General features: G+C 52.7%; 9 protein-coding genes. 1 reads left to right on the plus strand and 8 read right to left on the minus strand.

Annotated features, from left to right (window positions below):
• Positions 1–6: 6 nt before the first annotated feature.
• The 7 genes from ribD to QWI17_RS15435 all read right to left on the minus strand — a co-directional run bounded on the left by ribD (position 7) and on the right by QWI17_RS15435 (position 11,031).
• Positions 7–1,149, minus strand: coding sequence for a bifunctional diaminohydroxyphosphoribosylaminopyrimidine deaminase/5-amino-6-(5-phosphoribosylamino)uracil reductase RibD (gene ribD / locus QWI17_RS15405; protein WP_302723410.1), 1,143 nt, complete (start codon positions 1,147–1,149; stop codon positions 7–9).
• 23 nt (positions 1,150–1,172) lie between these two features.
• The gene (nrdR, locus tag QWI17_RS15410; RefSeq protein ID WP_302723411.1) at positions 1,173–1,649 is read right to left on the minus strand and encodes a transcriptional regulator NrdR; all 477 of its coding nucleotides are present in this window, start codon (positions 1,647–1,649) and stop codon (positions 1,173–1,175) included.
• Between the two features lie 166 nt (positions 1,650–1,815).
• Positions 1,816–2,556, minus strand: a complete 741-nt coding sequence (rlmB, locus tag QWI17_RS15415; protein WP_302723412.1) for a 23S rRNA (guanosine(2251)-2'-O)-methyltransferase RlmB — start codon at positions 2,554–2,556, stop codon at positions 1,816–1,818.
• A 71-nt stretch (positions 2,557–2,627) separates the two neighbouring features.
• Entirely contained in the window at positions 2,628–5,162 is a 2,535-nt protein-coding gene (gene rnr, locus QWI17_RS15420) for a ribonuclease R (RefSeq protein ID WP_302723413.1), read from the minus strand.
• A 126-nt stretch (positions 5,163–5,288) separates the two neighbouring features.
• The gene (locus tag QWI17_RS15425; protein WP_302723414.1) at positions 5,289–6,011 is read right to left on the minus strand and encodes a FadR/GntR family transcriptional regulator; all 723 of its coding nucleotides are present in this window, start codon (positions 6,009–6,011) and stop codon (positions 5,289–5,291) included.
• Between the two features lie 189 nt (positions 6,012–6,200).
• On the minus strand, positions 6,201–7,781 hold the full coding sequence (locus QWI17_RS15430) for a carboxylesterase/lipase family protein (protein WP_302723415.1): 1,581 nt from the start codon (positions 7,779–7,781) through the stop codon (positions 6,201–6,203).
• Positions 7,782–8,217: 436 nt separating this feature from the next.
• Positions 8,218–11,031, minus strand: coding sequence for a TonB-dependent receptor (locus QWI17_RS15435; RefSeq protein ID WP_302723416.1), 2,814 nt, complete (start codon positions 11,029–11,031; stop codon positions 8,218–8,220).
• Between the two features lie 436 nt (positions 11,032–11,467).
• On the opposite strand from QWI17_RS15435, the gene QWI17_RS15440 reads away from it, so the two are divergent.
• Positions 11,468–13,099, plus strand: a complete 1,632-nt coding sequence (locus tag QWI17_RS15440) for a sodium:solute symporter (RefSeq protein ID WP_302723417.1) — start codon at positions 11,468–11,470, stop codon at positions 13,097–13,099.
• Positions 13,100–13,297: 198 nt separating this feature from the next.
• Here the strand turns inward: QWI17_RS15440 and QWI17_RS15445 are convergent, their stop codons facing one another.
• Positions 13,298–14,101 (minus strand): hypothetical protein, encoded by an 804-nt coding sequence (locus QWI17_RS15445; RefSeq protein WP_302723418.1) that lies wholly within the window; start codon positions 14,099–14,101, stop codon positions 13,298–13,300.
• Positions 14,102–14,115: the final 14 nt, after the last annotated feature.

The raw sequence follows: 14,115 nt of genomic DNA on the forward strand, positions 1-14,115 counted from the left end.
TAACTGTTAAGAATCGAAATCGGGAACAGCGGTTATCCGCCAATCCTGACCAACGGCGCGCATGTCTTTAATTTCCAGCGGCAATTGGCCCGCCATAGCGTCAATCGGCAAATCAAACAAGCCGCGCGCTTTGTTGCCCAATAATTTGGGCGCCATGTAAATAATCAACTCGTCCAACAGCCCCAAACGCAAAAAGCTGCCGGCGACTTTCGCGCCGGCTTCCACCAATACTTCATTAATACCGCGTTTAGCCAGCTCTTGCACGACGGCCAGTGGGCTGACCCGCCCATCGCGCGCGGGCACAACCAGGTGCTCGACGTGATCAGGCCAGCCTGAGGCGTCAACTTCCTCTGTATGTATTAGCAGTATAGGAAATGGCAGCTGCACCAGTGGCGCATCGGCGGTTAACCGCCCCGTGGAATCCAGTACCACCCGCAGCGGTTGGCGGATTTCCTCGCCCTCTGGCGCCTCTAACCAATCTTCCCGGCGCACCGTTAACGATGCTTTGTCCAGTAACACGGTATCTACCCCGGAAACAATGGCGCAGCTGGCCGCGCGCAGGCGTTGCACATCTTCGCGAGCGCGTCTGGCGGTCACCCAGTGGCTCTCTCCGCTTTCCATAGCGGTGCGCCCATCCAGACTCATTGCCAACTTGCAGCGCATCCAGGGGCGCCCACGACTCATACGGCGGACAAAGCCGCGATTGAGTGCCAGGGCTTCATCTTCAAGTACCGGGCCTGCCACGGCAATCCCGGCGTCCTCCAACATTTCGAGTCCGCGTCCCGCCACTTGGGGGTTCGGATCCTCCATGGCGTAGACAAGCCGTGCAATGCCAGCCTCAATCAGCGCTGCAGCGCAGGGTCCGGTGCGCCCGGTATGGCTGCAGGGCTCCAGCGTGACATAGCAATCGGCTCCGGCACAGGCCTGGTTACGCGCCTGCGCGTCGTTCGGGTCTAGCCCTGCCTGCTCGCAGGCATCGCGCATGGCGTTGATTTCCGCGTGGTGACCGCCGGCTTGCTTGTGCCAACCGCGACCAATCACGACTCCGTCGCGCACCAGTACGCAGCCGACCGCCGGATTGGGGGTTACGGTGTAAATACCACGGCGAGCGAGGCTAAGCGCCTCGGCCATGTAGACGCTGTCATTCATGTTGGGATTCGTCATACAGAAATTTAGGGCGTTTCGAGCGAGTCCCGCTCTTGCCCCTCAAGGCGGTCGATCTCTTGGCGGAACTCGTGCAAGTCTTTAAAGCTGCGATAGACCGAGGCAAAACGCACATACGCGACCTCGTCCAGATTACGCAACTCGTCCATTACCTTTTCACCCAGGCGACGGGATTTTACTTCGCGCTCACCTGTGGCCTGCAGAAAGTGTTTGATGTTGGCTATCGATGTTTCAATAGCCTCCACCGACACCGGACGCTTTTCCAGCGCCCGCTGCAAGCCCGCGCGCAGCTTGGCTTCATCAAAGGGCTCGCGGGTGCCATCTTGCTTAATAATGCGAGGCATCACCAGCTCAGCCACCTCATAGGTAGTAAAGCGTTCGTGACAAGCGAGACATTCGCGACGACGGCGAACCTGATCACCTTCGGCGACCAGACGCGAATCTATCACTTTGGTTTCTTCGGCGCTGCAAAACGGACAGTGCATGAAAAGGCCTCACTTGGCGCAAGTTGCGCGCATATTAGCACAAAAGTTCGGCATTCTTAATTCTTTTAGTGATTCTGGCGATTGCCAATACCCGTGGGGCATAAACAGAAAACCGCCCGAAGGCGGTATTTCTTTGCGATCGGCCTAGCCGTCAAAGTGAACCCAATTACATACGCTGGCGCATCGCCTCAAACAGAAACACACCGGTTGCGACCGACACATTCAAACTGCTTACGGTGCCAACCATAGGGATTTTGACCAAGCCATCGCAGGTCTCTCGGGTTAAACGGCGCAAGCCACTCCCTTCAGCCCCCATAACCAGTGCCAGCGGACCGGTCAAATCCGCACTGTAAACGGTATCCTCAGCCTCACCCGCTGCACCTTTTACCCAAACGCCGCGCTCTTTGAGTTTTTCCAGGGCGCGCGCCAGATTGGTGACCGGTATAAAGGGTACTACTTCCGCGGCACCACAGGCGACCTTGCGGGCCGTTGGGTTAAGCCCCGCCGAGTTGTCTTTGGGGGCAATGACGGCGTGTACACCGGCCGCATCGGCCGAGCGCATGCAGGCACCCAAATTATGCGGGTCGGTAACCCCATCCAACACCAGTAAAAACGCAGGCTCGTCCAAATTTTCCAGTAACTCGTGCAAGTAATGCTCGTCGTACTGCTGTCCCGGGCGGGCCAGCGCAATAATACCCTGATGATTGGCGTCTGCCGCCAGCGCGTCCATTTTTTTACGCGAAGCCTCTTCAATGGCAATGCCATTTTGACGCGCCACGCCCAACAGTTTTTGCACACGCTGATCACTGCGCCCCTGCAATACCATTAAGCTCAGTACGCGCTCGGGCTGACTTTTTAGCACCGCCTGCACGGCGTGCACGCCGTACAGGGTTTCTGTTTTACTCACCGTCGTCTACCTCGGAGGCAGCGTTATTGCCGCCGTATTTATCACTCCAAAAAAGCATGGCATTGGTACGCCTAAGGCTTCTTTTTAAATCTCGCCAACGTTTTCTTAAGTCCCGCTGTTGCCTGCGCAAGTAAAGATCGCTTTTCAGCCGGTGGCTTAGCTTGCGTCGATCGAACCTGCGAAGCTTTCTTCTTAGAATCAGCTTGCGCGCCGGTTTTAGGGCCATTGCTCAACTTCCTCTTACGTGGCTTAGGAATGTCCGCCGACTTATGGCGAGATTTGTGGCTGCCGTTAGAATCAGGTGATTTGCGACCACCTTTGCCAGACTTAGAACGCCCCGCCCCCTTGCTTGCAGGAGCCTTGCTGGAGCGCCTTTTGTGCTTAACGGCATCCAGCTCAAAATCAATCTTGCGCTCGTCCAGACTAACGCGAACCACGCGTACCGTAAGCTCATCCCCCAGACCAAACACCTGGCGAGTTCGCTCACCCACCAAGCGGTGCTTAGCGGCATCAAAGCGGTAGTAGTCGTGCGGCAGGGAGGTCACATGCACCAGACCTTCGACGTATATATTCACCAGCTCAACAAACAGGCCAAACCCAGTTACAGAGCTGACCACCCCCTCAAAAACGTCACCGACCTTATCCTGCAAATATTCGCATTTAAGCCAGCTCACGACATCGCGTGTTGCCTCGTCGGCGCGGCGCTCAGACAAAGAGCAGTGCTCACCGAGTGCGGCCATATCGGTAATATCGTAGGGAAATATTTTCTGCAGTGGAATTGGCTTCACACCGTCAATGCGCACCACGTGCTTGGACGCACTCTCAGAGCGCACCACAGAACGAATAGCGCGATGCACCAGCAAATCCGGGTAGCGACGAATGGGCGAGGTAAAGTGCGCATAGGCGTCGTAGCCAAGCCCAAAGTGCCCCTCGTTCTCCACTTGATAAACCGCCTGACGCAAGCTGCGCAGCATAACGGTTTGAATCATATTGGCGTCCGGGCGATCGCTCACCTGGGCCAACAGGTCTTGATAGTCACCCGAGGTCGGCTCGTCACCACCGCGAAGACCCAGCCCCAGTTCAGCCAAAAACTCGCGCAAATTTTCCATCTTCTGCGCGGTTGGGCCCTGGTGCACGCGATAGAGCGCTTTTAAATCATGCTGCTCGAGGAAACGCGCCGCCGACACATTGGCGCACAACATACACTCCTCAATTATTTTGTGCGCGTCGTTGCGACGTACCGGCACAATTTCATCAATTTTGCGGTCCTGATTAAACACAATGCGCGTTTCAACGGTTTCAAAATCAATGGCTCCGCGCTCGGAGCGGGCCTCGCGCAACTGTTGGTACAAATCATTGAGGGTATGAATTTCGGGTAATCGGTCCTTCAGTTGACCAACCAAAGCCTCATCGCCCGCCAGCACACCGCCAACCTGGGTGTAGGTAAGGCGAGCGTGAGAATGGATAATACCTTCGTAAAATTTATAACCGCTGACCAGGCCTTGAGCCGATACGGTCATTTCACACACCATCACCAAACGGTCAACGTGTGGGTTAAGTGAGCACAGACCGTTGGAGATTTTCTCCGGCAGCATGGGGACAACATGGTCGGGAAAGTAGACACTGGTAGCGCGGTGCTTAGAGTCAGCATCCAATGCAGAGCCCGGCCGCACATAGTGGGAAACATCGGCAATGGCCACATACAAGCGCCAGCCACCGCCTTTTTTAGCCTCGCAATACACGGCATCGTCAAAGTCGCGAGCGTCTTCGCCATCAATTGTGACAAAAGGCAATTCACGCAAATCGACACGACCGGATTTGTCGCCTTCGGCAACTTCACCGGGTAGCGCATCGGCCTCGGCCAAGGCTTCAAAACCCCACTGATTGGGAATGCCGTGCGACTCAATGGCCAACTTAATTTCCATGCCTGGCGCCATATGGTCGCCCAGCACCTGAATGACCCGGCCCTGCGGCGGGCGTTGTTTTTCCGGCTGGCGGGTCACCTCGACCACGACAATCTGGCCCGATACCGCGCCCATTTCATCGCCCTGCGCGATCATGATGTCCTGAGTGACTCTATTGTTTTCGGGGCTTAGAAACTGCACGCCGTCTTCTTTAATAAAGCGGCCGGCAAGGGTTTTGGTGTTGCGCGTCAGCACCTCAATAATGGCGCCTTCTTCACGGCCGCGATAATTCTCGCCCTGCAGGCGCACCAGCACCTCGTCGCCGTCAAAGACTTTGCGCATTTGGCGGTTATGCAAGTAAATATCGTCGCCGCCATCGGCCGGAATAGCAAAACCGTAGCCATCGCGGTGGCCCTGCACGCGGGCGCGCACGACATCCATTAAATCAACGCGGGCATAGGCGCCGCGGCGGTTACTGATGAGCTGACCATCGCGAGCCATGGCAATTAAGCGACGGCGCAAGGCTTCGATATCGTCTTCTGAGGTCAACTCTAAAAGGTCGCATAGCGCCGGGTGAGTGCAAGGGCCCGGCTGGCGGTCGAGCAGCTCTAAAATCAGCTCGCGACTGGGAATGGGATTTTCGTATTTTTGCGCCTCACGATCGGCGAATGGGTCCGCTGGTGGAACTCGGTTTTTACTCAAAAGGGGGGCTCCAGAGATGTAGGAGGAATGAATTTCACCACATTATAGGGCATTTAACTCAGGCTTAATAATGTCTAGGAGATTGTCTGGACGCAAGGCGCGCCCAGACGTAGGCGATACTGCGGTTTAGGTAGCGTCGCCGTTCTTTTCCAGCTCTTGCTCGATAAAGCCTAAGGCTTCATCAATCAGCAGAAACATGGCGTTTTTGGCTCTCTCTGCGTTGCCGCTGCAAATGGCGTGGTAGACCTTGGCGTGATCTTCGATAACGCCATCGGGGTTGGCTTTAATGACGTTAGTGTGACGAATACTCACATTGAGCGCCGTACGCGTAAAGTCACGCATACGAATATAAAAGCGGTTTTCACTGGCGTAGAGAATGCTGATATGAAAATCGATATCGGCCTCAAGCTCGTTTTCAGTGTTTTCTGCCGCCACCCGCATACGCTCTAAAGCGTCGCCAATAGCCTGCTTGCGCTCGGACCTTGCAAAGCGCGCCGCCAATGCGGCCGCCTCTGGCTCAATAGCGATGCGCATTTGCAGAAACTCTTTAAGCACCCTCATCGAAGGGTTGCCTTCCAGCGACCACCTTAACAGGTCGGAATCGAAAATATTCCAATCCTCTTCCGGCATAATCCGAATACCCTGGCGCGGACGGCTAGAGATTAGCCCTTTGGCCGAAAGCATTTTAACCGCCTCGCGCACTGCGGTGCGGCTTACGCCAAATTCCTCACACAGGTCAGCCTCAGTGGGCAGACTTTCCCCCTGACTGTAATCACCGCAGACTATGGCACGCCCCAACTGTTGGGTCATACGCTGCGACAAATTATTATTTCTCTCGAGAACTGCCATTAAACCTTGCTCAAAATTACTGAATTCAGGGCATTAAAGGTATAGATTCCGCGCCGGCGTTGCAACAATTTGTCGTACATTTGTTACACAAGTGGCCAATTTAGCACCGTTCGGAACAAAACCCAGCTTATTCGGACCCAATCGATCCGAGACCATACATTTGACCGGCCCCGGGCACCGCATCTCGACTCAGCGATTTGCCCACTCTTTGCCTTCAGGCGTGCGTCGCCATTGGAAATACTCATCCAGCACACGCAGGCCTTCTTTATCAGGCACCGTGCCCACTTCGGGCTGCTGATCAAAAATCATGGTATTTGGCGCGCCCGTTTTATACGCCGGCCACACGGGCACACCGTTGCCGTTCGGGTGCCCGTATTTGGCGAAATTGGTCCAATAAGTCGCCATTGCATCGGAGATCACAGCGTCCGACGCCATGGCATCTGACCTACTCGCGTCCACGCGCTGGAATACATAAGCTATTTCTTGCCCGTGAGTTGAGCCGTGATCATGCCGGGGAGAGCCCTGCGGAAATGACGGGTTTTGATCAAAGTAATACAGATATGCCGGAGATTTTTCGTGCGCAGCCTGTAACCGAGCCCAACTCCAGGTATGCCAACCAAAAGCGGCATCGCGCACCAGATTGCGGGCATTACGATTGAGCTTATCTTCACTGATACCGAAAGCGGCCTTTAAAGGTTCGGCAAATTTTCCATAGCGAGCATCAAGACCATCGAGAAACGGCTTGGGGTCGTCCCCTCTGACAAACATTAAACCTTCGTCTGAGTTATAACCCACCAAAACCGGCACATCGTTAAAATGCCCCTGTTCATACATTTCGAACTGATCACCGGGTATCACGTGCCCATCCACAATTGGCCAGCCGCCAGGCATTGACCATTGCTTGGGTATAAAGTCCTCGGCGTCCATTTTACGCAACTCGGCAATGGACTTAGCACCAAAACCCTCAACATATTTAACCCCATCGGCTTCAGCCTGAGCCAGCAGGTTCATATTTTCGCCTGGGTAATTGTGTTTACGCGATGGGCCAAAAGAGCCGCCACTTTGCGAAATCGCTCCCTGAAACAAACCTTCAGCCAAAGGTGAGGCGGCCAACATACTGACCGAGATACCACCCGCCGACTCACCAAAAATAGTAACTTTATCCGGATCTCCACCAAATGCGGCAATATTATCTTTAATCCACTGCAACGCGGCAATTTGGTCCAACAAACCGTAGTTACCCGATACATTGTGGGGGCTTTCTGCGCTCAACTCGGGGTGAGCAAGAAACCCCAACTGCCCTACCCGATAAGCAATGGATACCATCACCACACCTTTGTTTGCCAGGTGTGTGCCATCGGTTAACAGCTCGGCAGAGGTACCAAAGCTAAAGCCGCCGCCGTAAATCCAGACCAATACGGGCAGTTTATCGGTGTTTTTTTGGGCCGGTGTCCATACATTTAGGTAAAGGCAATCTTCACTTTTACCGGCCGGAGGTTCGCCGGCTTGAATGGGCGACGGCGCATACGCCAGCGCCTCGCGCACACCTTGCCATTTTGCCGGAGGTTGCGGCGCCTTCCAGCGCAACTCGCCGACCGGTGGCTTGGCAAAAGGTACCCCTTTAAACACGGTTAGATCGCCCTCGGTATAACCTTGCAACTCACCCTGCTCTACCGTTACACGTTCCATTGCGCCCGCGTGCACGATATTTGCGAATACGCAGAGCAACAGTAAAGCGCTAAGCACTCTAAATGTATGTATGTTTTTCATCTTGTTAACTCCGGGGAAATTTTATTCGACCGCGCGATAAAACGACTAAAGGCATACTTTAATTTTGTACATCGGTGACATTTTATTGCTTGAGATTACTGCCAGCCCTACATCTATAGTTCTCACACGGGACATGCTACCGGCTTAGACTTACCCCGCCTGCATTAACATGACCACCAGAGAGCCAAGCAATGTACCCACAAGACTATGGTGGACCGTGGAGCATAAAAAAGCCCCCTAAAAAGGGGGCAACAAAAAAGAAGAGACCATGTATATCTGCAAAAAACCAAAGTCCCGGCCGAAACCAAAACTTTACAGAAATACAAACGCAGGTTTTCAGCCTGCCCGGCACCTAGCAATTTGGTGCCGATCCGGCCCGAAGGCCGGAATGGACCCCGAGGGGTCCACCTCCATCAACTCAAGCGAGAGAGCTGAATTAGAAGGAGTAGCGCGCGCCAACTGCGAAGGAGCGGCTAATTTTCCAGTTACCAAAGGTGTGGTAAGGGCTGTTGCCATAACGGCTCTTATTCACTTCTCCGGTCAGGTTTACAGCATCAAACGTTACAACAAACTCGTCGGTCACATTGTAGCTGATCTGTGCATCCAGCGAGCTTTGCTCATCGCGGTAGCGACGAATTGGGTTGGCAAACAGCGCCGCTTCGTTGTCATACAGGAAGTCTGAGCGCCATACGTAAGCCAAGCGCGCATCAAAGCTTTCACGCTCATAAACCACGGCCAGCGAGTAAGACTTATCCGACACACCGAAAATGTCTGCCGTCTCAGTGCCAATTTGCTCACCGCGATCGTTCAGCTCAGGAATAGTTTGCTCTGAATCCAGAAAGGTAAACGCAGCCTGAAAGCCCAGACCATCCAATGCGCCGTCCAACTCTGGGAAGTAGTTCATACCCAGCTCGACACCCGACAACTCACCATCAGAGGCGTTATCAGGCTGTGACAAGATAAAGGTGTTAGCCTCATAACCTTCGATATCGCGAGTCACCTGATTGCGGAATCCAATAACCAAGCCTTCGATGTCACGCTGGAACAGGGTTACATAGGCGTTGCTGGCGTCGCCGAAGTACCACTCTAGAGACAGGTCAAGGTTTTGCGAAGTAGTTGGAGCGAGGTCAGAGTTACCACCGTTCGCAGTACCGTAACCAATACCGGTAATGTCGTCATTGTAGGTAATGGTTGGGTTCAGGTCACCGAACCATGGCATACGCAGAGTTTCACCATAACCAAAACGAAGCAACAGCTCGTCGGTAAGGTGCAGGCGTAACGCCAAGCTTGGCAGGAGCTCAGAGGTTTCTGTCGTACCTTCGGTGGTTTCCAAAGTCACGCTGTCGGTGAAAACAGTATCAGTCGTTACATCAACGTAACGTGCACCTACTTCACCGTCCAGTCGCATGCTACCGAGGTCAACCTCAAACTGGGCGGTTGCGTACAAAGCGGTATTGACCTCGTTAACCGAGAACTCTGCAACCAGCGGGTCGTTAGGATCCAGGCCGTAAAGATTCAGGAACTGTGTACGATTGTCCGCAATGTAATAACCATTGGCCACGGCCCAACTGCTAGGCACGTCAAACTCGCCGTCCAGGAAGCCATCGTTTACATAAGCAATGTCATCGCCATAGGTGGCAAAATCACAATTCGCTGGATCATCTGTCGTGTTAGCACCCGCACAAACTCCGGCATCCTGGTTGCGAGAGTACTCCATAGAATCGCGATCATCGTGGCGCAAACCGAAAGTAAACTTGCGGAAGAAGCCATCCATGTCGTACTCACCGTCAGCGGTAAAGGTGAGTGCCTCACCCTCATTCTTCTCACCACTGTCGTACATTTGCGCCATAGGGAAGACATTAATGTCGGTCAGATCACTCTCATCAACGTCTGGCGTGTCTGGGTTATCACGCCACACCATACTAGGGTCATTACTGAAGTTGGCGGTTACTTGATGACGGGCGCCTTCAGAACGCATCGCGATAAAGCTGGACTCAAAAGTACTGTCCTGATAAACCAGTTCAGACTTCAAGCGCAGGTTATCGGTAAAGTCCCACTCGCCGCCCAAGGCGTACAAGAATGAGTCGGTTTCACCAGTTGATTGATCACCACTAGTGAAGGTCCAGGGGTTGCGAACAGTACGCTCTTTAATAACATTGGTACCTTCGTACAGCTCGAAGGTATCTTCGACATTACCCAGCTCACTCAACGAACCCCACCAGTCAACAAACGCGAAGTTAAGCGAGTTGAAACCTTCGTTGCGGAAGCCGTTGTAGAAAGCTTCAAAGGTGTAGGTAGACGCATCGTTAGGCGCCCACTGCAAAGATATGTTGGCCGCCTGGCGCTCACGCTCACCATTGTAGTCAGCCATAAACATAGCGTCGCGAGACAGATAGTATTCGGTGTCGGTACCGTTAACGCTCAGCGTAGAACCTGGTGCGATTGGCAGACCATTATCCAAGCCTGGGGTCCAAATGGGTTGCTCGGCGGCGCGACCATCATTGGGGAAAATACGCTCTAACGGGATCCATGGTGCGGTTGGATTTTCCGTCATAAAGGCCACTTGCGCACCCGGAGTTACCGATTGATCACGGTACGTGGTTTCGGCGTAAGACACGTTAAACAGTGCACCGAATTCACCGGCACTGGTGTCCCAAGTGTTGCTGAACAAGCCGCTGATGACCGGATCGATCGACTCCGCTTCTTCCAGATAAATGCCGCGAGCAGAAACCGACACTTTAGAGCCGTCAAAATCCAGAGGACGGAAGGTCTGCACGTCGATTTGACCGGCAATCCCGTTTTCAAACTGGCCGGCCGAACGGTTTTTGATAACATCGATACGGTTAACCAAAGTTGACGGGATGTCCGCTAGTGCCACATCACGACCAGAAGCGGTAAAGATGGTACGACCGTTAATGGTGGTACTTACATCGGTAAGACCACGAATGGTGACGGTGTTCACCTCACCGCTCGCGCGGTTCGTTACCTGCACACCAGCCACGCGCTGCAGAGATTCCACAACATTATTGTCAGGCAACTTACCAATGTCTTCAGCGACAATGGAGTCCATAACCTGCATAGATTCACGCTTAATATCAATCGCTTTGGTAACACTGGCACGAACACCCGTAACGATCACCTCTTCCAGCATTTCCAGGCTTTCACCTGAGTTTTCTTGAGCTGAAACGTTAAGGGAACCCAGAGCTGCAACCATAGCGATTGATGAGCTGAGTAGACGACGCTTGAACATAGCTTTTCTCCGTTTATTGCAGTGCGGCATTTGGAACGTCGCACCTAACTTATTATTTGTAAATTTGGGCACAATCTACGGTGGGAGAACCGTAAAATGCTATACAGCCTCTGCGATTAATCACAGCCATTTGTATTACAATTTGAATGCTAATACTCCGTAAGCTGGCTGTCAATAGCTACAAATAAACAATTTATCTTATGAATAGAACCAAGAATTTATCTTACATCAGGTGCCACTGAACACCCGCAGCTACCCTCCCAGCCCACCAAACCTGGGTTTTATCTTTTACAATCAGGAGCATAGAAGGCGAAAGACACTTCAGATCGACACACCACACATGACTTATAGTCATACAAACTATTATACTACAATATACTTTTTGTTAGCCTTATATTAAGGTAGCTCACAACAACAATAATGGAAGGATTGCCCCATGATTGAATTCGCCACACTGGACTACTGGGTGCTCGGCTTGTTCTTTATCGTTCTTGCAGGCACCGTTTTGGTTGCCATGCTGCAAAAAGAGCGCGACACCACCGACTACTTTCTGGCTGGTCGCAGCGCCGGCTGGCTGGTGATTGGCTCCTCTATATTCGCCTCTAATATTGGCTCTGAACATCTGGTCGGCCTTTCGGGCGCCGGCGCTCAAACCGGCATGGCCATGGCGCACTGGGAGTTGCAGTCTTTTATCATTATTCTATTGGGTTGGCTGTTTGTCCCCTTCTACTGGTCGAGCCGTATTTACACCATGCCGGAGTTTCTGGAGCGCCGATACAGTACCTCGGCTCGCACCTTTCTGTCGGTGATTTCGCTGATTAGCTATGTATTGACCAAGGTCTCGGTGACCGTCTACGCCGGTGGTGTGGTGCTACAAACCGTTCTGGGCATCGAAACCCTTTGGGGCTTTGACTTCTTTTGGGTGGCCGCAATTGGGTTGGTTGTCGTGACCGGTATATACACCGTTATGGGCGGTATGAAAGCCGTACTCTGGACGTCGGTTATTCAAACACCGGTGCTGATCATCGGCTCGGTCGTTATTTTGGTGGCCGGACTCGATGCCGTCGGCGGCTTTGCCGAGCTGGAGCGCATCAATGGCGAGAAAATGCAGCTGTTTCGCCCCGCCTCTGACCCAGACTTCCCCTGGCCCGGTGTCGTATTCGGCTCCCTTATTATCGGCTTTTGGTATTGGTGTACCGATCAGTACATTGTGCAGCGTGTGTTGTCGGCGCGCGGTATTGATGCCGCCCGGCGCGGAACTATTCTCGCAGGTTACCTAAAGCTTCTGCCAGTCTTTATCTTTTTGTTCCCGGGTATGATTGCCTATGCGCTGAACGAAAAGGGCATCATTCAAATGTCGAGCCCGGACGAAGCCTTTGCCACGCTTGTCTCCACTTTGCTTCCCGCAGGTGTTAAAGGAATTGTTATTGGCGGGCTGATTGCCGCCTTAATGAGCTCGCTGGCTTCATTGTTCAACTCCTCGGCCACCCTTTTTACCATCGACTTTTACAAGCGTTACAAACCCGAATCCAGCGAACAGCATTTGGTCAAGGTCGGCCGTATTGCCACCTTGGTTGTTGTTGCACTGGGTATTGTCTGGATTCCGGTTATGCAGCTGGTCGCGGATGTACTCTATGAGTACCTGCAGTTAGTGCAATCGCTCATTGCCCCCGCCGTAGCCGTGGTGTTTTTACTGGGCGTATTTTCCAAACGCATTACCCCCACGGCCGGGTTTGTTGGGTTAGTGGCCGGATTTGTGTTGGGCATGCTCCGCCTGGTGTTGCAAATATTCTCCGATAGCTTGCCCGCGGATGGTTTATTGCACTCTCTGGTATCAGTGAACTGGCTTTACTACTGCATCGGTTTGTTTATTGCCCCTAGCGTGATCGTACTGGTAGTCAGCATGTTTACCAAACAGGCCTCTGAAGAACAGTTGGCCGGCATTACCTACAGTTCAATTTCACCCGAACAGCGTGCCGAAATTCGCGCCGGCATCAGCAAATGGGATGTAATTCACTCGGTAATTATTGTGGGGATAATTGTGGGGATTTATATTCGGTTTTGGTGAACGGGGTACGGGGTACGGGGTACGGGGTACGGGGTACGGGGTACGGGGTACGGGGTACGGGGTACGGGGTACGGGGTACGGGGTACGGGGTACGGGGTACGGGGTACGGGAAATTGTGTCAGACGTCTGATGTCGGACGTCTGACACAATCAACTATTGGAATATTTGCACTGTCGAAAAGCTATTATTTCGCGTCAATTACACGTCATCGAGCGAAAAATTAAACTTCTTGTCCTTATCTTTGACGCTATTGTCAAACGGCCCCAACCCTAACTCTATGCGCTCATCTTCATAGGCGCGATAGATTTCTTCGGCTCGGTTTCGAATAGCCTGCTTTTCCTCGGCGGTTATGGACGTTTTCTCGGGCCAAAAGTGGTCAAAAAAAGAGGTGTAGCCGTAGAACCTTCTACTCAAGTCGCCACGCATACCCGCAAACTCATAAAGCGCAAGCACATCAATCATGGCCTCAGACTTTTGTTTGTCTGTTGATGTATCAGAGTAAAAAATGGGGGCTTGAGTATTATTTTCTTCGACAAGTGCTAAAGCCTGCTTGTCACCGAAAATGACGGCCTTGCGCGCCATCGATTCAATCTTAGTTATAGTACTCCTAATATCTGCAGGAGTACCCATAAGCTGCAAAGCTCCCCCATAAGCCTCCAGTAAGACCAGCATGGCGTATACATCTCCGGCCTCAGCCAAAGACTCTAACTCCGCAATCGAGTAATGTTCGTACCCGTTTTTGTCGGTGTTTCCGTCAAAAGGATTGCGGGTGTCAGGGTCAGTTTGAGGCCGTTGTTTCGGTTCTTGATCACCTTCGGTCACAGCAGAAACTATACTTTCATGTTGGTCAGGCAATTTCGACGATGCCGGATTGTCATACTCAGAACCACCTTGCCTCTCTAAAGAATCCACATCCGAGGCTTCATTTCCAGCCAACACAAAAACCAGTCCAAGTAGCAAACCCATAATCATCAAGCCAATATAGATACGCTTAGTGGTCATCACTTATTTCATCC

The organism is Gilvimarinus gilvus, assembly GCF_030518155.1.
In the GTDB taxonomy this organism is placed as follows: domain Bacteria; phylum Pseudomonadota; class Gammaproteobacteria; order Pseudomonadales; family Cellvibrionaceae; genus Gilvimarinus; species Gilvimarinus gilvus.